The 20006-nt window shown below is 44.0% G+C and carries 18 protein-coding genes, 1 pseudogene and 1 other annotated feature; of the genes and pseudogenes, 13 read left to right on the top strand and 6 right to left on the bottom strand.

Annotation, left to right across the window (positions count from 1 at the left end):
• Positions 1-25: 25 nt before the first annotated feature.
• A complete protein-coding gene (gene recD2, locus I579_RS01445; protein ID WP_010752978.1) occupies positions 26-2593 on the top strand; it encodes an SF1B family DNA helicase RecD2 in 2568 nt (855 codons plus the stop codon).
• A gap of 52 nt (positions 2594-2645) precedes the next feature.
• Here the strand turns inward: recD2 and I579_RS01440 are convergent, their stop codons facing one another.
• Positions 2646-3617 carry a diacylglycerol/lipid kinase family protein gene (locus I579_RS01440; RefSeq protein ID WP_010752979.1) on the bottom strand — a complete coding sequence of 324 codons (972 nt, stop codon included), beginning with the start codon at positions 3615-3617 and terminating at the stop codon, positions 2646-2648.
• A 539-nt stretch (positions 3618-4156) separates the two neighbouring features.
• Between I579_RS01440 and I579_RS01435 the strand changes: the two genes are divergently transcribed.
• The 4 genes from I579_RS01435 to nusG all read left to right on the top strand — a co-directional run bounded on the left by I579_RS01435 (position 4157) and on the right by nusG (position 6014).
• Positions 4157-4660: a QueT transporter family protein gene (locus I579_RS01435; protein ID WP_010752980.1), complete on the top strand. Its 504-nt coding sequence runs from the start codon at positions 4157-4159 to the stop codon at positions 4658-4660.
• 364 nt (positions 4661-5024) lie between these two features.
• Complete coding sequence (gene rpmG, locus I579_RS01430) at positions 5025-5177, top strand: 50S ribosomal protein L33 (protein ID WP_005229764.1); 153 nt, start codon at positions 5025-5027, stop codon at positions 5175-5177.
• 21 nt (positions 5178-5198) lie between these two features.
• Positions 5199-5369, top strand: coding sequence for a preprotein translocase subunit SecE (gene secE / locus I579_RS01425; RefSeq protein ID WP_010752982.1), 171 nt, complete (start codon positions 5199-5201; stop codon positions 5367-5369).
• 102 nt (positions 5370-5471) lie between these two features.
• A complete protein-coding gene (gene nusG, locus I579_RS01420; protein ID WP_010752983.1) occupies positions 5472-6014 on the top strand; it encodes a transcription termination/antitermination protein NusG in 543 nt (180 codons plus the stop codon).
• Positions 6015-6118: 104 nt separating this feature from the next.
• Here nusG and I579_RS01415 read toward each other — a convergent pair whose 3' ends face one another.
• Positions 6119-6721 (bottom strand): TetR/AcrR family transcriptional regulator, encoded by a 603-nt coding sequence (locus I579_RS01415; RefSeq protein WP_010752984.1) that lies wholly within the window; start codon positions 6719-6721, stop codon positions 6119-6121.
• A 191-nt stretch (positions 6722-6912) separates the two neighbouring features.
• Here I579_RS01415 and I579_RS01410 point away from each other — a divergent pair, with 191 nt between their 5' ends.
• Together I579_RS01410 and I579_RS01405 are read left to right on the top strand one after the other, a co-directional pair.
• Positions 6913-7794 (top strand): ABC transporter ATP-binding protein, encoded by an 882-nt coding sequence (locus I579_RS01410; protein WP_010752985.1) that lies wholly within the window; start codon positions 6913-6915, stop codon positions 7792-7794.
• A gap of 39 nt (positions 7795-7833) precedes the next feature.
• A complete protein-coding gene (locus I579_RS01405) occupies positions 7834-9447 on the top strand; it encodes an ABC transporter permease (protein WP_010752986.1) in 1614 nt (537 codons plus the stop codon).
• A gap of 42 nt (positions 9448-9489) precedes the next feature.
• On the opposite strand, the gene I579_RS01400 is transcribed toward I579_RS01405, so the two are convergent.
• The 3 genes from I579_RS01400 to sdaAB all read right to left on the bottom strand — a co-directional run bounded on the left by I579_RS01400 (position 9490) and on the right by sdaAB (position 12846).
• Positions 9490-11112, bottom strand: coding sequence for a SulP family inorganic anion transporter (locus I579_RS01400; protein WP_010752987.1), 1623 nt, complete (start codon positions 11110-11112; stop codon positions 9490-9492).
• A gap of 164 nt (positions 11113-11276) precedes the next feature.
• The gene (gene sdaAA, locus I579_RS01395) at positions 11277-12149 is read right to left on the bottom strand and encodes an L-serine ammonia-lyase, iron-sulfur-dependent, subunit alpha (RefSeq protein WP_010752988.1); all 873 of its coding nucleotides are present in this window, start codon (positions 12147-12149) and stop codon (positions 11277-11279) included.
• Between the two features lie 31 nt (positions 12150-12180).
• Positions 12181-12846 (bottom strand): L-serine ammonia-lyase, iron-sulfur-dependent subunit beta, encoded by a 666-nt coding sequence (gene sdaAB / locus I579_RS01390; RefSeq protein WP_010752989.1) that lies wholly within the window; start codon positions 12844-12846, stop codon positions 12181-12183.
• Between the two features lie 280 nt (positions 12847-13126).
• Here sdaAB and rplK point away from each other — a divergent pair, with 280 nt between their 5' ends.
• From rplK to I579_RS01365, 5 genes are all read left to right on the top strand, one after another.
• Positions 13127-13549 (top strand): 50S ribosomal protein L11, encoded by a 423-nt coding sequence (gene rplK / locus I579_RS01385; RefSeq protein WP_010752990.1) that lies wholly within the window; start codon positions 13127-13129, stop codon positions 13547-13549.
• A 102-nt stretch (positions 13550-13651) separates the two neighbouring features.
• On the top strand, positions 13652-14341 hold the full coding sequence (rplA, locus tag I579_RS01380) for a 50S ribosomal protein L1 (protein WP_010752991.1): 690 nt from the start codon (positions 13652-13654) through the stop codon (positions 14339-14341).
• Positions 14342-14406: 65 nt separating this feature from the next.
• Positions 14407-14533, top strand: a sequence feature (ribosomal protein L10 leader region).
• Positions 14534-14563: 30 nt separating this feature from the next.
• On the top strand, positions 14564-15067 hold the full coding sequence (gene rplJ, locus I579_RS01375) for a 50S ribosomal protein L10 (protein ID WP_010752992.1): 504 nt from the start codon (positions 14564-14566) through the stop codon (positions 15065-15067).
• A gap of 61 nt (positions 15068-15128) precedes the next feature.
• Complete coding sequence (rplL, locus tag I579_RS01370; RefSeq protein WP_010752993.1) at positions 15129-15491, top strand: 50S ribosomal protein L7/L12; 363 nt, start codon at positions 15129-15131, stop codon at positions 15489-15491.
• A 401-nt stretch (positions 15492-15892) separates the two neighbouring features.
• The gene (locus tag I579_RS01365; RefSeq protein ID WP_010752994.1) at positions 15893-17242 is read left to right on the top strand and encodes a CHAP domain-containing protein; all 1350 of its coding nucleotides are present in this window, start codon (positions 15893-15895) and stop codon (positions 17240-17242) included.
• Positions 17243-17577: 335 nt separating this feature from the next.
• Here the strand turns inward: I579_RS01365 and I579_RS01360 are convergent, their stop codons facing one another.
• A complete protein-coding gene (locus I579_RS01360; protein ID WP_010752995.1) occupies positions 17578-18747 on the bottom strand; it encodes an IS256 family transposase in 1170 nt (389 codons plus the stop codon).
• Positions 18748-19077: 330 nt separating this feature from the next.
• Here I579_RS01360 and I579_RS01355 point away from each other — a divergent pair.
• A pseudogene (locus tag I579_RS01355) lies at positions 19078-19975 on the top strand (SDR family oxidoreductase).
• Positions 19976-20006: the final 31 nt, after the last annotated feature.

The following is a 20006-nucleotide window of genomic DNA, read 5'->3' as shown; positions in this document are numbered from 1 at the left end:
AAGGATAGGAAAAGGAGCGACAACGATGTCAGCAACAGGCGTGATTAGCGGCAAAGTAGTCGCTATTTTTTATCAAAATCCCAGTAATTTTTTCAAAGTTTTATTGGTGAAAGTCACAGAAAACGACTTGGAGTATGACGAGCCGGAAATCGTGATTACCGGTAGCTTTGGGGAGGTTCAAGAAGGGGAAGAATATCGTTTCACTGGAGAATTGGTGAATCATCCGAAGTATGGTCGCCAGATGAAGGCTGAAAGTTACCAACAGGCACAACCAACATCGGCGGCAGGATTGATTCACTTTTTTGCCAGTGATAAGTTCCCTGGCATCGGGCGCAAAACGGCAGAAAAAATCGTGGCTGCTTTAGGCGAAGGGGCCATTGATCGTCTTTTGGCAGATCCGGCAGTTTTAGCGGACATCCCCGGATTAACCAAGGCAAAGCAAAAGATGATTGTGGATACCGTGCGTGCCAATCACGGGATGGACCAAGTGATTGTCGCATTGACGCAATACGGATTCGGTAGTCAGTTGGCCTTTGCCATTTATCAGACCTATAAAGAGGCAACCTTGGATATCTTGCACGAAAATCCCTATCAGTTGGTGGAAGATATCGAGGGCATCGGCTTTAAAAAGGCGGATCAATTGGCGGAAGGCTTAGGCATTGCGGCGGACTCTACCCAACGCATTCAGGCTTGTGTCATGCAGCAGTTGGCCAGTGCTGGGGCGACATCGGGCGATACCTTTGTACCAGCTCAAGAATTACTGGAGCAAGTTTTGGAAGTCTTGGAAAGCAGTCGGCCGGTTGAAATTCAGCCGGAAGCTTTGGCCAATGAAATCATTCATTTGGTAGAAGCCGGTAAAATCCAACAAGAAGGCACCAACCTCTATGAAAATAGTTTGTACTTTGCGGAGTGGGGGATTGCCAGCTCGGTGCAACGTCTTTTGCAACGGAAACAGTCCTTGTCATATGATAAAAAACGAATCAGTCGAGAATTAAAGAAAATCGAAAAGCAGATGAACATCTCCTATGGCAGCTCCCAAGAAGAAGCCATTCGTGCGGCTATCACGTCGCCTTTATTCCTGTTAACCGGGGGTCCGGGAACGGGGAAAACTACGGTGATCAACGGAATCGTGAAACTCTTTGCTGCGTTAAACGACGTGGATCTCAGTCCCCATAATACCGGACATGAAGGCTTTCCCATTTATTTGGCAGCCCCTACCGGTCGGGCGGCCAAACGGATGAACGAAACCACGGGCTTACCGGCGGGGACGATTCATCGTTTGCTAGGGATTAATGGTCGGGAAAAAGTCCCTTCTTTAAATGCTCGGGAACTTTCCGGAGGCTTGTTGATTCTAGACGAGATGTCCATGGTGGACACTTGGCTGGCCAATACTTTGTTTAAAGCCATTGGCAACGATATGCAAGTAATCATCGTAGGGGATAAAGATCAGCTGCCTTCCGTGGGCCCGGGGCAAGTGCTCCATGATCTTTTGCAAACCACTGAAATTCCTCAGCGAGAACTGACAGAGATTTATCGGCAAGGGGATGGTTCTAGTATCATTTCCTTGGCCCATGAGATAAAAGACGGACAAATACCCGCCAATCTAACGGTGAACCAAAAGGATCGTTCCTTCTTCCGCTGTGATGCGTATCAAATTGAGCCGATTATTGCGCAAATCGTGGAAAAGGCCAAAGTAAAAGGCTTCACTGCCCAAGACATTCAAGTTTTGGCACCGATGTATCGCGGACCGGCGGGAATCAATGCTTTGAACAAAATGATGCAAGAAATTTTTAATCCCAATGATGGCAATAAACGAGAAGTCATCTTCAATGAGGTGGCTTATCGTGTAGGGGACAAAGTGTTGCAGTTGATAAATGATCCAGAGGCTAATGTCTTTAACGGGGACATGGGGGTTATTGTAGGGATTACTTATGCGAAGGAGTCCGAAGACAAGACCGATGAGTTGACCATCGCCTTTGACGCAACGGAAGTCGTCTACAAACGCAATGAATGGAATAAGATTACCTTGTCTTACTGTTGTTCCATTCACAAATCCCAAGGTAGCGAATTTAAAATGGTCATCTTGCCCATGGTGAGTCAGTATCAGCGAATGCTACAGCGAAACTTGTTATATACGGCGGTGACTCGGAGCAAAGATTTATTGATTTTACTAGGGGAACCTCGAGCTTACGAACAAGCAATTCACCGAGAGTCCGCCGTGCGTAAAACGACTTTGCAACAACGGATTCAAGAGGTAGGGGGAATTTCCACTGCCTTGACCATGAAAATTCACCAATACGAAGATGAAATGGCCGCTGAAACTCACGGATTGGTGACGTCGCTTCCTTTGGCGAAAAACGATTTGCCCCAAGAGAAAAAGCAGTCGGCTGACAAATTGGCCGAAGTCCCTCAAGAACAAAAGCCAGCCGTTCAGTATGACCAAGTTACAACAGAGCCAAAAGCGCCACAAGAAATCATCGAAGAAACGCTAACGGAGGATCATCGACTAACTTTGGCTATGATTACTAGCAATCAAGTAGATCCTTTGATTGGAATGACTGGAATCACCCCTTGGCAATTTCAAGCTCAATAATAAAAAACAAGCGCCCTGTCCATGAGAAAATCGACAGGGCGCTTGTTTTCGTCTATTTTTGGTACCAAACTAATTGATTGCGAGTGGTAAAGGTGATATCAAAGGATTGCGGCTGTAAGACTTCACCGTCTGCTTGACCATACTGGGGAATCGTGGAAACAATGCGCAGCCGGCTGCTGGTGAAATGATGAAAGTGCTTGGAAGTCGTATGCGTTTTTCGCGCCAATTTGATAATCAACCAAAAGAGCTTATACATAGGAATGCGTTCCACGACCACGAGATCCAACGAGCGCTTGTCCGCTTGGGCCATGGGGGCAATTGCCACGCCACCGCCGAAGTAAGGATGATTCGTCGTGGTACAGAGAAAGGCCTTTTTAAAGAAGTGTTCATTGCCATTTAATTCCACTAAAATGGGAAAACCTTTTTGAGTAAAGAGCAGTTTCAAAATGGATGAAATGTAAGAGAGGGAACCTAGATTGTACTTATTGAGCTGTTTTTTAGCAGTGGATTCGTTAGTGGTAGCCACGATTGCCGCATCCAGCCCGATGCCCACGTTGTTTAAGGCTACACCTGTTTCTTGTTGGACTTTTTCATCATAGACGATGGTATTAATCGTTTGTGGAGCAGGAGCTTTGACAATCTGCCAAAAAGCTTGCTCAGGTTTCAGTGACAGTCCGATACCACGAGCAAAGTCATTGCCGGAACCTCCAGGTATGTAACTGACTGGTAAGTCGTAATTCAGCCGGTAAAATTCATTGATGACTTGGTGTAAGGTGCCGTCGCCGCCAATAACCATCAATAAAGGAAAAGGTTCTTCGCTTTCTTTGGTTTCCTCGTTCCACGGAAGAAGGGTGGTTTCTGCCAAGTTGCGTGCGATTTCTCGCTCGTGACCGGCGTATTCGCTATAGTAAAGCGTATGTAAAAAGTTTTTTTCTAGTAGAAGGGTGCTAATCTTATCGCCCACTTTTTTTCCTTGGCCACTGCCTGAGGCTTGGTTGATCAACACATGGAAGTGAAATTTCATAATTGCATTGTATCTCCGTTCCCAATTATATTCGTGCAATGTATTTTAACAGAGGAATTCCAGATTGGGAAGAAAAGCGCACAAAAATAGTCTAGTGAGGGATTTGTTGCTTTCCTGCTTCTACTTCAAGGTTCTGATGTCCACTTGATTCCGCAGTTTCCGCTCACTAGACCGATTCAGTTAGTAAGGAGTTACTCAAATTCCCACGTCCTTTACTTGTTTTTTCAAGTTCATAACAATTCTCTCGCACTTGCTTTTGATGTGGCAAATACTTTTTTGGGAATTCCTATGACCCCTTACACTTATTTTATACCATATCCCAAGATTTATTGCAAGCGCTATCAAAATAAGTCCTGCATCTTAAGAATGTTTTATACATTTGGCTTTGAGGAAAGAAATCGGGAAATCGGATTAAAAGGGAGGCGATGGTTTTCATTTCCAGCAATCTCTGCTATACTACAACACGTATTTAGGGACTTGTTCCCAGCGGTTCATCAACCATCCCGCTTTACCAAAACTCGGAGAAAGAAGGAAAAAGAATGCAAACGAGAACCAAACCTATGAGTAAAGTGAGTCTTTTGACCACGAATGCCATCATCGCCGCTCTTTATGTGGCTTTGTCGCTGATCACACCGCTAGCTGCCGGACCGATCCAATTCCGTATTTCGGAAAGCCTCAATCACTTGGTGGTCTTCAATCGCAAATTATTATGGGGTGTCTTTGCCGGCTGTGTCTTGTACAATGCACTTTTTGGTATGGGCATCATGGATGTGCTTTTTGGTGGGGGTCAGACCCTTTTGGCACTGTCCTTGACGGCTGTTCTACAAAATAAAATCAAAAACCCTAAAGTGCGCTTGGGACTGAATAGTCTCTTTTTCACCGCTAGCATGTTTATGATTGCAATCATGTTGCATATCGTGAGTGCTGCACCATTTTGGGCAACTTATGGCACTTTGGCTTTAAGCGAATTTGCTGTTATGGTTGTTACGGCACCGATCATGTATTACTTGAATCAAAAATTAGACTTTGCCAATCGTCTGTAATTGACGTAAGTCTTCTTGCAAAACTCTCTTGCCAAACTATTGGTAGGAGAGTTTTTTTGCGAGAAATTCAGTAAGGAAACTAGGTAAAAAAGCCGGCGTCGCTTTGTTTGGAGTAGCAGTTGATTAATTGCTCGTGCTATAATAAAGAAAACGCACCCAAAGGAGGAGTTTTCATGGATGATTTCGACGACTTGTTTGGTTTTGACAGTGCTTTTGAGGATGATTTGGAAGACGACGCTCGCTTGGTGATGGATGAGGATGATTTTGAAGAGGAATGAAAAGGAAAGAACCGGCTGCCGTCTTGACGCTCCTTTTAATTCGTGGTATTTTAGGATGTACGCACTTTGCGTAAGGAGGAAAGCACATGGCGACAAAAAAGGCGGCATTAGCCTGTTCTGTTTGCGGCTCCCGTAACTATTCCAAATCGGTAAGCGAAGGAAAAAAAGGGGAACGCTTAGAAATCAATAAATTTTGTAAATATTGCAATCAATATACATTGCATCGGGAAACCAAATAATTTGCTAAAGGAGGAGCGGCTATGAAATTCATTAAAAGCGTAATCGCGGAAATGAAGCAAGTCACCTGGCCTACGAAAAAAGAATTGCGGAAAGATACCCTAGTGGTCATCGAAACATCCATTATTTTCGGGCTGATGTTCTTTGTGATGGATAGCGTGATTCAAGCAGTACTGGGTTTGATTTTGAAATAATAACACTGGTATAAACCCTTAAACGGTGCTATACTGTCTGTGAGGAAAAACTTCGGGGGACTGAGGTTTTTTTATTTGCCCAAAGAAGAGGAGAGCGAAACAATGGAATCATTTGAACGCAATTGGTACGTGTTGCATACATATTCTGGCTATGAAAATAAGGTTAAAGCAAATTTGGAATCCCGGGCACAAAGCATGGGCATGGGGGATTATATCTTTCGAGTAGTCGTACCGGAAGAAACCGATACGGAAGTTAAAAACGGCAAAGCCAAAGAAGTCGTGCACAAAACCTTCCCTGGTTACGTTTTAGTAGAAATGATCATGACGGATGAATCTTGGTACATCGTCCGCAATACTCCAGGAGTGACTGGATTTGTGGGTTCCCACGGCGCCGGTAGTAAACCAGCTCCTTTGTTGCAAGAAGAAATCAATCACATCTTGCGTTCTATCGGTATGAGCACCCGTCAGTCTGACTTGAAGGTAGCGGTAGGCGATACGGTGAAAATCATCGAAGGAGCCTTTTCTGGATTGGAAGGACAAGTGGCTGAAGTAGATGAAGAACGTCAAAAACTTAAAGTCAACATTGATATGTTTGGTCGGGAAACCAGTGCCGAACTAGACTTTGACCAAGTGGATAGTTTATAAGCTAGATAAGTTTGAAGCCTGCCAATTTGGCGGGCTTTTTTTGTGAGAAACTAAGAAAACAAAAAGTTCCTTGAAGCCCAGGCTTCAAGGAACTTTTTTATTTTTCATTTTTCGGTTGGCGCTAGAGCTTTCAAAAGCATTTCTGCCCAATATTCCGCATAGTGGACGTTGATTTTTTGGTAGATAGCCGGATCCGAGACTCCCTGGACCATGGATTCTAAGTAAAGTAAAAGAAATTCATCGGAGTATTTCAAGTCGATTTTGCCTTCTTTTCGTCCTTGTTGGAGCAGTTGGACCATCACATCGTAGTAACGTTGGTTGTAAGCGTGCATTTTAGTGGCTAATTCCGCATCGGCTTTTTGGCTGTATTGGGCCATTAAATCGAGGAAAAACTGCTGATCCACAGTATCCAAATACTGAATCTTTACTTTGGCTAAGGCCATTAATTTTTCTTCAAAAGGAAGGTCTTGGGAAAGAAAGGTCATACTTTCTGCGCCCATCCGGTCAAGAAAATCCATAAAGACCTGTTGAATCAATTTTTCTTTACTGTGAAAGTATTTAAAAATAGTCGCTTTGGAGACACCGGCTTCTTTGGCCAAAGTGTCCATACGCAAACCGTCAACACCAGCAGGCTGGTTCAAGAGGGCAAAAGCAGTATCTTTAATCGTTTGCATTTTTTGCTGGGTGCGTTTTTCAAAGCCGTTCATGACAAGACTCCTTCGCTGAGATTACTTCCTATTATAATAGGGATTGATTTAAACTGCAAACAAAAAAAGAGTTCAAAATATCTGAGATTTTCTTTGACTTTTCCAAAGCAGAAGAATATTATGAACTAAAATCGTTTGTTTGGTTTAAAAAACGATTGAATCATTCTGGATGGAGAAATGAGGAGCAGAAAATGGAAGAAATTGTAAAAGTGGCACATTTGCAAAAGCGTTTTGGAAAATTCCAAGCTTTGAAAGATGTTAGTTTTACTGTGGAAAGAGGCCAAGTGGTTGGGTTTATCGGGCCTAATGGAGCAGGGAAGTCCACGACGATTCGGACGCTTTTGGGCATTATCAAAAAAGATAGTGGCGAGGCGACGATCTTTGATAAAGATGTATGGAAAGACAGTATCGCAATTCACGAGGAACTTTCCTATGTACCTGGGGATGTGGCCTTGTGGGGGAATCTGACCGGTGGAGAAATCATTGATCTCTTTATGAAGCTCCATGGTGGTGGCGATGCTCGTAAACGCGATGAACTGATCAAAAAATTTGAACTGGATCCTAAGAAAAAAGCTAAGAACTACTCAAAAGGGAATCGCCAAAAAGTGGGCTTGATTGCTGCTTTATCCGTGGAATCTGAGCTCTATATTTTGGATGAACCCACGTCTGGTTTGGATCCTTTGATGGAAGCTATCTTCCAGGAAGAAATCGCTAAATTAAAAGCAGCTGGCAAATCCATCTTGCTTTCGTCCCATATCTTAAGTGAAGTCGAGCGTTTAGCCGATAAGGTCGTGATTATTCGCGAAGGCCAAGTCGTCGAAAGTGGGACATTGGACGAAATGCGCCATTTGACCCGTTCCCAAGTAATCTTGGCCAGTGAGGAAGATGTCAGTGAACTACAAGGAGTTGCTGGGGTTCATGACTTCAGTCAAAAAGGTCAAGAAGCAACCTTTGCAATTGACAACAAAGAAATGAACACACTGCTTGGGGCGGTGGCGAAACTTAAGGTGACGAAATTTGAAGTCGTGCCACCAACCTTGGAAGACCTTTTCATTCGCCATTACGAAAAATAAAGGCGGTCAATTGGCTTGAGGAAGAAAGGATGACGAAGGTTGAAAGAGAAATTTGCGTTATGGCAATTGTTGTTTTTGAAATATGTACAGCGAGATTGGAAGAAAATCTTGCTTTGGGTGGTTTTATTAGGGGGATTTTCCGGAGGCTTCGTACCGTTTTTTGAAGAAATCGCAAAAGGGACAGGCTTGCAAGGCATGTTTGAAACCATGCAAAATCCCGCCATGGTCTCTATGGTAGGGCCGACCCCGGTCACTGAAGCGAGCCAATATACCATAGGCGCCATGTATGCCCATGAGATGTTGCTGTTTTGTGGCTTGTTTGCCATGATTATGACGGCCTTACACGTGATTGGCCACACCCGCAAGGAAGAGGATTTAGGCTTACAGGAGTTAATTCGTTCCTTCCGAGTAGGGCGACAAGCCAATTCTTTAGCCGTTATGGTGGAAATGGTCTTGATTAATCTGTTAGTCGGTATTTTTACCGCGGGGTTAATGATTAGTTTCCAAGTTGACAGCGTTGATGCTGCCGGAAGTGTGCTGTTTGGGGCTTCTGTCAGTCTAGCCGGGATTTTAGGTGGGGTCATCGCCTTGTTCTTTGCTCAAATCATGGCGACTTCCGCTGGTGCTACCGGAGCTTCACTAGGCTTTATTGGGCTTTTGTACCTACTTCGGGGAGCGACGGATGTCTCAGCTGTCAAATGGTCCATGGCCAATCCTATGGGGTGGACGTATTTAACCCATCCCTTTACCGAGAATCGCTGGTATCCGCTACTTTTCGGAATCGTCTTTAGTCTAGTGGTTATGGGGATTTCCTTCGTATTAGAAGGGGGGCGGGATTTAAACGACGGCTACTTACCGGAATGGGAAGGTCGAGCTCATGCGCCAAAGTCATTGCTTTCGGTCAGGGGCTTATTGTTCCGCTTGAACCGTGGCATCATCATCAGTTGGCTACTCGCTTTTGCGGTGTTAGGTGCTGCTTACGGTTCGATTTATGGGGATATGCAAAGCTTTTTGGAAAGCAATCAATTAATGGAAGCCATGTTTACTCAGTCGGGGACTTCTATTGAAGCCTCCTTTACCGCCACCATTATGATGGTGATGATGGGTATGGCGACGATTTTACCCATTGCCATCGTGAACAAATTAGGGGCTGAAGAAAGTCGTCAACATTTTAGCCAGTTGTTTTCCACTAAGGTTTCTCGATTACAGTTTTATGGCTGGACGATCTTTTTGGCAGTCATCTCCGGAGCATTGGGGATTTTGGCTGGGGCTGGTGGTTTAGGTGCCAGTGCGCTAGCCGTTATGAGTGATAAGACGACGATGACCATGAGTGACTTTTTGCAAGCGGGCTTTAATTTCTTCCCGGTAATTTTGTTCTTTACCGGTTTAGCCGGATTAGTGCTAGGCTTTGTGCCTTCTTTAGGAAAATTATTGTACGTGTATCTGGGCTATTCCTTCGCTTTGAGCTATTTTGGGGGGATTTTAGACTTACCTAATTGGTTGAGTATGACATCTGCTCTTAATTGGCCAAGTCAAATGCCTATGAAAGACTTTGATGCCACCGCCTTTTTCGTAGTGTTCGCTGTGAGTCTAGTCTTAGTAGTCTTAGGCTTGTGGGGCTATCAAAAACGGGACTTAAAAGAAGGAGCATAAGCAAACAAAGAAACCGACACGAGGGTGTCGGTTTCTTTGTTTTTAATTTTCTTCGTAATAGGCATGAAGGTTAGCCAAAGCATGAGCCACCGTCGCGTGTTCTTTTCGTTGATCATCTTGCCAGAGATGGGCCAGTTGTTTTTTTACATCGGGTTGTAAGGAAGTGTAGATGACCAATTGATTGCGCTTAGCAGCTTGCGCCTGAAAATCATCGAGCACGCCAATCGCCGTCAAGTCGATATTCGGCACCCCCCGCATGGAGAAAATAATACCATCGTGTTCCTGTAATCCGGCCAACGTGCTTTTCAATTTTTCTGCTGACATGAAAAACAGCGGACCGCTAATGTAGACCACCGACCAGTTTTTTAGCTTTTCCGTCTGGGGCAGATTCATCCGCGCCCAATCAATGCGATCCACCGAAATCGTAATGGCAGCACTTTTCCAAATAAAGAAGATGCAGCCACCGATTACGCCAATCACGATGGCGATGCTTAAGTCAAAGACTACGGTACAGATCATGGTCAAAAGAAAGAGACTGATTGCCGCCCAATTGCGCTTAGCGAAAAGCTCTCGAATGGTGTGCCATTCATTCATCCGCCAAGCGGTGACGATTAAGACACCGGCCAAAGCAGGCATAGGGATTTGGGACATGATCGGACCTAGGAGAATCATGGAGAGGAATAAGACCAAAGCGTGAACAATTCCTGCCAGACGAGTTTGGGCGCCAGATTTCAACGCCACACTAGTACGAGCAATCGCCGCCGTGGCGGGAATCCCGCCGAAGAAAGGCAAGATGAGATTGCCGATACCTTGAGCGACTAACTCTTGGTTGCTGTCTAAGGGTTGATTGGCCATGCGTCCGGCAGAAGCCCCACAGAGAAGACTTTCCACCATGCCGAGTAAGGCGATGCTAATAGCGGGCATCAGGACTGCTTGTAGTTCTTTTAAGGTAAAGCCTAGGTGTAATCGTTGCTCCCCAATCAAAGTCTGGGGGATGCGTCCGACTGTGGCAATCGGCAAATCAAAAAGCATCATCACAGCTGTACATAAGATGATCAAAACCAGTGAGCCGGGAACTTTTTGATTCCAAGACTTAGGATAGGAGACTAATCCGAGAATAACTAAGAGCCCCATAATCCAAGTAGCAGTAGCAGGGGAAAATCCCAACTCCTGGTAACTAGCCATTTTTTCGATGACATTACTACCTTCTGAGTGAACCCCAAAGAGATTGTCCACTTGTCCCAAGGCGATGATAATGGCAATCCCAGAAGTAAAGCCGGTAATCACTGGAGCGGGAATGAAAGAAGTCAGTGCCCCTAGGCGGAAAATCCCAGCGATTAATAAAAAGAGACCGGCTAAAAAGGTAGCAAGAAAGACGCCTTGCATCCCTTGACTGGCTACAATGGACATTAGAATAGCTGCCATGGCCCCAGTTGGACCAGAAATCTGATAAAAGCCTCCAGACAAAGAACCGATAACCAAGCCGGCAATGACTGCGGTGATTAAACCAGCCTGGGCATCGGCACCGCTACTTACACCAAAAGCCAGCGCCAAAGGCAGAGCTACAGCTGCCACCGTAATTCCTGCCATAACATCTTTTTGCAATTTGGTGCCGTTATACCCCCGAAATTCATTTTGTAATAAGACCAAAAACTTTTTAACCAACCCTCAAACTCCTTTTCATGAAAATTTTCTTGTATTATCTTCATTAGCATAGCATAGAACCTAGAGGATTTGTATCGAAATTCACAAGGAAAACCAAGGTCTTTCGCAATTAGTGACAAAAAAAGAGATCAGGCAAAGTGCCTGACCTCAGGATGGGAAGAAATTTAACTTTGGCGTTCGAGAATTTCTTTTTGCAAGCGTTGGGCAGTCGGCGTTACGGCGAGGCCACCTTCTGCTGTTTCTTTAAAGATACCAGGCATTTGCCGGCCCACTTGGTACATGGCTGCGACCACTTCATCCGGGGGAATCACGCTTTCAATCCCCGCCAAGGCCATATCCGCGGACACCACGGCTTGAGAAGACCCCAAGGCGTTGCGTTTCACACAGGGGACTTCCACCAAACCGGCCACGGGATCACAAATTAAGCCCATCATATTTTTCAAAGTAATGGCCACCGCTTGCGCTCCTTGGTGAGCACTACCTCCTTTGGCACAAACCAGGGCCGCTGCTGCCATGGCCGCCGCCGAGCCGATTTCTGCTTGGCAGCCACCTTCAGCCCCAGAAATGGAAGCATTGTTGGCAATGACCAGGCCAAACGCCCCAGCAGTAAAGAGAAAGTCCAATTGCCCTTGCCGATCTAATTGCAACTGCTCCCGAAACGCCACTAAGACGCCGGCAACCACGCCAGCACTTCCGGCAGTGGGGGTGGCACAAATCAAGCCCATTTTCGCGTTGACCTCATTAACCGCAATGGCATTTTGGACAGCGGTTAGGAGCGTAGTACCACTGAGAAATTCGCCGGAAGCGATGTAGTCTTGCAATTTTTTGGCATCACCACCGGTTAAACCCGTGACAGATTTGACCCCGGCAACCCCTTCTGCAATGGAATTTTCCATGACGGTTAAGTTTCGGTCCATAAGTTCGATGATTTGCTGGCGACTGCGACCGGTTAATTCCTGTTCCGTGGCAATCATCAATTCCGCCACACTAGGATAATTTTGGCTTTGTTCCACCAATTCAGCGATTGAAAAAAACATCTAAATTCCTCTTTTCCTAGATAAAATCGAATTATACAAAATAGGTTGCATTGTAAATATGATCGAGCTTTTTCAAGTCATGGAGAAGATCCGGACGGGCTTCGTCGGATTCGATGATCATAATGGCTTTTTCGCCTTTTGATTCCCGGGTGACGGTCATGGTTCCGATATTGACACCGGCTTGGGAGAACAGATTAGTGACACTGGCAATAATTCCCGGCACATCTTCGTGGACGGTGATAAAGGTCGGCGTACCCATGGTCAAGGAAATCTTAAAGCCGTTTAGCTCGCTGATTTGGATATTGCCGCCGCCAATGGAAATACCGGTAACCGTCATTTTCCGGTCTCCTTTGGTTAAGAGCATTTTCACCGAGTTTGGGTGTTCAGCTTTTTCGTTTCGTGGCACAAAAAGAACTTCCATACCGGACTCATAAGCAATTTTTAAAGAGTCGGGTAACGCGGGATCGTCTGGTTCCATGCCTAACAGTCCGCCTACTAAGGCGACATCGGTACCGTGTCCTCGATAAGTCTTAGCAAAGGACTCGTACAAGTAAATATCTACGGAGTCTGGTTGCTCCCCAAAAATATTTCGGACGATTTTGCCAATGCGAGCGGCCCCCGCAGTATGGGAACTAGACGGGCCTACCATGATTGGCCCGATGATATCAAAGACGCTTTTGTATTTTAATTGTTCCATTTCTACACCTCTTATATATAGAAGAAATCGGATCGTAAAGGATCATTCCAGTGGGTAGTGTACCACATTTTAGTGAAAAGACGGGAAGAAGCTTTCGTGGGTTTGGGCTTTTTTAAGAAATCAATGGCTGAAAGGAATGTCTTGCATTTTTTTATGATGATGCTATAATATTTGGGTGTGTGTCGCGAAAGTGATTTTGCGATAGGCATATAGGTACAAAGTGGGAGGAGAAATATAGATCTCCAATACACCACATCACGGACTCAAGGAGGTATGTCTCGTGGCAAAAAAAGTAGAAAAAATCGTTAAATTGCAAATTCCTGCAGGTAAAGCAACACCAGCTCCCCCAGTAGGTCCTGCGCTAGGTCAAGCGGGTGTGAATATCATGGGCTTCACCAAAGAATTCAACGCTCGTACAGCTGATCAAGCAGGTTTGATCATTCCAGTTGTGATTTCTGTATACGAAGACCGTTCATTCACCTTCGTTACGAAAACACCACCGGCTGCAGTATTGTTGAAAAAAGCTGCGAAGATCGAAAAAGGTTCTGGTGAACCAAACAAAACAAAAGTAGCATCTGTTACTCGCGACCAAGTAAAAGAAATCGCTGAGTTGAAAATGGAAGACCTAAACGCAGCTGACGTTGAAGCAGCTATGCGCATGGTTGAAGGAACTGCACGAAGCATGGGGATCACTGTCGACTAAGCACGACACCCTAAAGAAGTAGCTTCTCAGTTAGCTCTGTCTTGAAAGACACAGAAGACGTGGGAGGTTCTACCGTTATAACCACATCAAGGAGGAAACAAAATGGCTAAAAAGAGCAAAAAAATGCAAGATGCATTGAAAAAAGTTGACAACACGAAAGCTTACTCCGTAGAAGAAGCTGTTGCCTTGGCACAAGAAACAAACATCGCAAAATTTGACGCAACGGTTGAAGTTGCATACCGTTTGAACGTTGACCCTAAAAAAGCAGACCAACAAATTCGTGGGGCAGTTGTCTTGCCAAACGGAACTGGTAAAACACAAACTGTTTTAGTTTTCGCAAAAGGCGAAAAAGCTAAAGAAGCTGAAGCAGCTGGTGCTGATTTTGTCGGCGACGATGACATGGTTCAAAAAATCCAAGGTGGCTGGTTTGACTTTGACGTAGTCGTAGCAACACCAGACATGATGGCAACTGTCGGTAAATTAGGTCGTGTCTTGGGGCCAAAAGGCTTGATGCCAAACCCTAAAACCGGTACTGTAACGATGGATGTCACCAAAGCAGTTAACGAAGTAAAAGCTGGTAAAGTAACATACCGTGTGGACAAAGCTGGTAACGTACACGTGCCAATCGGCAAAGTATCATTCCCTGCTGAAAAATTAGTAGAAAACTTCAAAACAATCAACGATACATTAGTGAAAGCTAAACCATCTGCAGCCAAAGGTATTTACATTAAAAACATTTCTGTAACAACTACATTTGGCCCTGGGATCCACGTTGATTCCGCTTCTTTCTAAGCATTTTTTAGAAAAACAACCAATTAAACTTGACTTGACCGCCTTGTCTGTGATAAGGTGGTCAAGGTTAAAGTTTAACCGTACCGAAGACAGTAGGTGACGCAAGTCTTAATTTCCTACCGAGGACAACGATTGAGAACAGTCAATGGTCCCTCTATGTCTACGGTGGCATGGGGTTATTTTTTTGCCCTAACCCATCAAATCTTGGAGGTGAAATACAAAATGAGTGAAGCAGCTATCGCTAAAAAAGCGCAATTAGTTGATGAAGTCGCTGAAAAATTCCAAGCAGCCGCATCCGTAGTCGTTGTCGACTATCGTGGTTTGACTGTAGACGAAGTGACTCGTCTTCGTAAACAATTACGTGACAACAACGTGGAAATGAAAGTTATCAAAAACTCAATCCTTTCCCGTGCTGCCAAGCAAGTAGGTCTAGAAGGTTTAGACGAAGTATTCACAGGTCCGACTGCCGTTGCATTTAGTAACGAGGATGTCGTTGCTCCTGCGAAAATCATCGACGAATTTTCAAAAGACGCGAAAGCATTGGAAATCAAAGGCGGTATCATCGAAGGCAAAGTATCATCTGTCGACGAAATGGTCGCTTTGGCAAAATTGCCAAACCGCGAAGGACTACTTTCTATGTTGCTATCTGTGCTTCAAGCACCAGTCCGCAACGTGGCATACGCAGTCAACGCAGTTATCGAATCAAAAGAAGGCGACGCCGCTTAATCAGCGCCGCGTAGCTTAAAAGTATTACCCAAAAAAATCATCCAAATGGAGGAACTCAATCATGGCATTGAACATTGAAAACATTGTCGAAGAGCTAAAAGGCGCGACAATCCTAGAATTGAACGACTTAGTTAAAGCTATCGAAGAAGAATTTGGCGTATCTGCTGCAGCTCCTGTTGCTGCTGCTGGCCCTGTTGCTGCTGCTGAAGAACAAACTGAATTCACAGTTGAATTAACTGCAGCTGGCGACCAAAAAGTTAAAGTTATCAAAGCAGTTCGTGAAGCAACTGGCTTAGGCTTGAAAGAAGCGAAAGCAGTAGTTGACGGCGCTCCTTCAGCTGTTAAAGAAGGCATCTCTAAAGAAGAAGCAGAAGCATTGAAAGCTTCTTTGGAAGAAGTAGGCGCATCTGTAACTGTCAAATAATTTTTGACATTTCTATGACTCGGATCCTGGTAAAGGGATTCGGGTCTTTTTTGCATTTTGAGAGGCTTTTCAGTAAATAAAATAACAAAGAGAATAATGACATCTCTAAGAGTAAAAAAGAACAACAATTCATCGACACTTTCTGCTCATTTTCAGAAAAAATAAGCGTGAAATTTGCTCAAAAACAGAATGAATTCCCGGCTTGACGAGTCTATGGATTACGATAGTTGTTTTATGAAACCGAGGTTAAAAATAAAATAATAGGGCAAATGAAATATGATTGTAACATTCCTAATATCTGATTGATAAATAGAAATGGTAGAATTCTTCTTGTAGCGAAGAATCGTTAGGAACTAATGAAGACTTATAAAACTTTTAGAAAATGTCGGAGGAGCCCCTAATTGAAAAAGAAATCACTTGTTGCTTTATTGGTTTGTACCATGACCCTTGCGTCAACACCGGTTGCAGTATTTGCAGACTCGTACGATGATCAAATCGAAGCAAAAGACAAACAAATTAATAAATTGAAAACTGAACAAGCAGATGCCCAAGCGCAAATCGACGCTTTGACAGCTGATATCGAAACCGTTAATAAAAAAGTCAAAGAGTTAGAAGCAAAAGAAGAAACCTTGACCAACGAAACTTTGGAATTGCAAGATACCATTGCAAAACTAAAAGTTCGGATTGCTAAGCGTCAAGAAAAAATCAATGCGCAAGCTCGGGACACCCAAGTAAATGGACAAGCATCAACCTTCATCGATGCAGTCTTAGGTTCTGATTCCGTATCAGAAGCCATCAGCCGGGTTCAAGCCATGTCTACATTAGTAGGGGCGAACCAAGATCTCCTGAAACAACAACAAGAAGATGAAAAAGCGGTTGAAGAAAAAGTTCAAGAAAATGAAGCTAAGATCAAAGAATTGGCTGCGAATCAAGAAGAATTAGCCAATCAAAAAGAAGCCATTGCCAATCAACAAGCTGAGTTGAAAGTAATGAAAGCTTCCTTAGCTACTGAACAAGCGAAAACTGAAAACGATAAGAAAGACTTACAAGCGAAGAAAGCCGCTGCAGAAGCAGAAGCTGCTCGCATTAAGAAAGAACAAGAAGCTGCCGAAAAAGCACGTCAAGAAGCCGCGGCAAAACAAGCGGCCGCAGCGAAAAAAGCACAAGAAGAAGCAGCGAAGCAAGAAGCTGCTGCTAAAGAAAAACAAACTACGAACACTTCTTCCAGCTCTAGCGACTCAAAAGCAGATGTGGAAGAATCAGTGACGACACCTTCTAATGATGATTCTAATAATGGTGGTTCCATTTCAACTGAACCATCTACACCGGCTACACCTTCTGAACCAGAAGAAGAAATCGAAACACCGTCTACTGGAACGGGTGGTAAAGATCACTCTAACTCCGGTAACATGTACGCTTATGGTCAATGTACTTGGTACGTGAAATCTGTCGCTCCATGGGTAGGCACTTACTGGGGCAATGGCGCACAATGGGGTGCTTCGGCTGCAGCGGATGGCTATCGTGTCGATGGTTCTCCAGAAGCAGGCTCCGTGGTAGTCTTCGGCGCTGGCCAAATGGTTGGCGATTGGCAAGCTAGTGGTGCGTACGGTCACGTGGCGTATGTACAGTCTTACAACGCTTCAAGCAATACCATCACGATTACACAAGGCGGAATGGGCTTCTCCAATCCTGGCGGACCAAACACGCAAACGTTGAGTGCATCAGGTTTCCAATACATTCACCGTTATTAAGAAGCAAAAGTAAAAGCTGAGATCCTTTTGGATCTCAGCTTTTTTGTGATTTTATACTGTCTATGGTATCGTCATTCCTCATGTAGAAGCCTAGATTGAAATTTTAAACCGAATACTCGTGATTTTGCTGAACGCTAGTCGCGCTCTCTATATAAAACTTAAATTGAGTTTTTCTATGCTATGTTATTTAGTATTATAATCATTTTTTATTATAGAAATAGAACTCGACTGTTAGTAATCTAGAGTTTTAACTATTTTTTGTATCAAGCACCCTCTTCGCCTTCGGTAGCGTCAAGAATTATGTGTAAATGGAAAATCCATTCCGTTAATTACAGTTAAATCATTGACTCTAATGTATCCTGAATTTCTTTAAATCCTTTGTGAATCCTGCCTAAAAATTTTTGGTTATATTGATTAAATTGCGACACTAAAAATCTTTCTAAAGAGTCTTCATTTGGAAATTGTTCTTTTCTTCGAGTATACCGTTTTAATTGTTTATTAAATCCTTCGATTAAGTTCGTTGAATAGATGGTTCGTCTGATAGTGGGAGGAAAATTATAAAATGTGACTATGGCAGGATTCAAGAGCAGATTGACAACTCTTGGATACTGCTTTCCCCATTTTTTGACCATAAAGTCCACTTGAGCCAATGCCTCTTCTTTAGACGTTGCTTGGTAAACCGCTTTGAACTCCTCACAAATTTCTTTTCGATCTCGAATACGCACTTTATGTGCGATATTTCTAGATACATGTACACAGCATTGTTGAAATTGTGCATTCGGATACACACTATGGATACTTTCTTCGATACCACTTAAACCATCGGTTACCACTAATAAAACCTCTTCTAACCCACGGTTTTTAAGATCTTGAAGAACCTCTTTCCAAATATACGCGGATTCTGTTGGGGCGATAGTGAACCCAAGAACTTCTTTGGTTCCATCCAATCGGATACCAATCGTAATGTACACGGCTTCTTTTGAAACGGTTTGTCTCTTCAAAGGAATATGTGTCGCATCCATAAAGATAACGGAATAACTGGCTTCTAACGTTCTTTCTTTAAATGCTAAAACGTCTTCAGACACGAGTTTACTCATGTTGGAGATCGTTTGTGGCGTATAGTGATGCCCATACATTTTTTCAATTAATTCGGAAATTTCAGCCATCGTAATGCCTTTTTGAAATAATTGGATAACGGTCGTTTCTAACGAATCATTGGTTCTCTTATATGCTGGGAGTGTTTGTTGAGAAAATTCGCCATTCCGATCTCTAGGAATAGTTAAATTTAGCTCTCCATATTCTGTTTTAAATGTACGTGAATAATTCCCGTTACGGGAATTTCCTGAATTGAATCCATTTCGATCATATTTTTCGTAGTCTAAAAAAGCAGTTAGCTCTGCTTGTAGAAGTGAATTAATCGCTCGTTCTAAATGATCCCGAAATAATTCATCTAAATCGCCTTTATTGAGTAGTGTTTGCATAATTTCTGTAGTAAAATTAGTCATGAGAAAGTCCTCCTATAAAATTTCGGTGTCGTAACTTTAATTTTACAGAATGGACTTTCTCTTTTTCTACCCTAAATTTCTATTTACACAAAATATTTTACACTCTCTCGCCTTCCTTCTCACACCATGCTAAAATAATACATAGATGGTGTTTAAAAAATGATGGACAGTTGAATTTCATGACCAATCCTTTTCATCAATCTCTCAGATTCCCGCACTTGATTTTGATGCATGCTACGCTAGTAATCTGGAAATTCTAATTGAATATGTCAATCATGTACGGTGTTTGAGATTCCTTTGCGGCTTAGTCGAAGAAAGGAGGAGCTTCGCATGGGAAAACCTGAATTAATCGATCCTCGCGCGCTTTATCACGGGGATGAGTTTGCCCCACAAAAGCAAAAGGGTAAGGGGCCAGCGTTACAGAAGGAAATGACCCCACGACCGGATTGTGGGGAGGAGAGTTATGTTGGTACTAGCCGGTTGAAAAATCGCCGGGCGTTGATCACGGGAGCGGATTCGGGAATCGGTCGGGCGGTGGCGATTGCTTTTGCCCGAGAAGGAGCGAATGTGGCGATTCATTTTTATCCTGGTGAGGAAGAAGACGCGGCAGAGGTAGCCGAGTATGTACGGGCTGCTGGTCGTAAGGCTGTGTTGATTCCCGGAGATTTTCGGGATGAGACGGTGCCAGATCAAGTTGTAGAAAAGGTCATTGCTGAATTGGGTGGTTTGGACACGCTAGTTTTAAATGCCGCGCATTAAGTGGCTCAAAGCGATATTTTGACGCTGCCTGTACAGCAAAGTCAAAGATACCTTTATGGTGAATATCATCTTTATGTTTGCTTTGATGAAAGCAGCCAAGCCCCATTTGGAACCAGGTAGTGCGATTGTGACGACGACCAGTGTGCAAGCCTTTGATCCCAGTCCGAATTTGATGGATTATGCGGCGACGAAAGCGGCAATTCACAACTTCACGATTTCCTTAGCTCGACAGTTGATTGACGCTGGGATCCGTGTGAATGGGGTGGCCCCGGGGCCGATTTGGACGGCCTTGCAACTCAATGGCGGCCAGCTTCCTGGAGAGTTAGCAGCATTCGGCCAAGAGAGTCCTATGAAACGAGCGGGGCAGCCGGTGGAACTGGCTCCGGTTTATGTCTTTTTAGCCTCCAATCAAGCAAGCTACGTGACCGGGCAAATCTATGGGGTCACTGGGGGCAAGAAAATCAATTAAAACTCCAAATCAGATAATAGTAAATGAATAG

Origin of the sequence: Enterococcus asini ATCC 700915 (genome assembly GCF_000407365.1) — a bacterium.
Lineage (GTDB): Bacteria > Bacillota > Bacilli > Lactobacillales > Enterococcaceae > Enterococcus_C > Enterococcus_C asini.
This window is presented reverse-complemented; position numbering and strand designations above follow the sequence as displayed.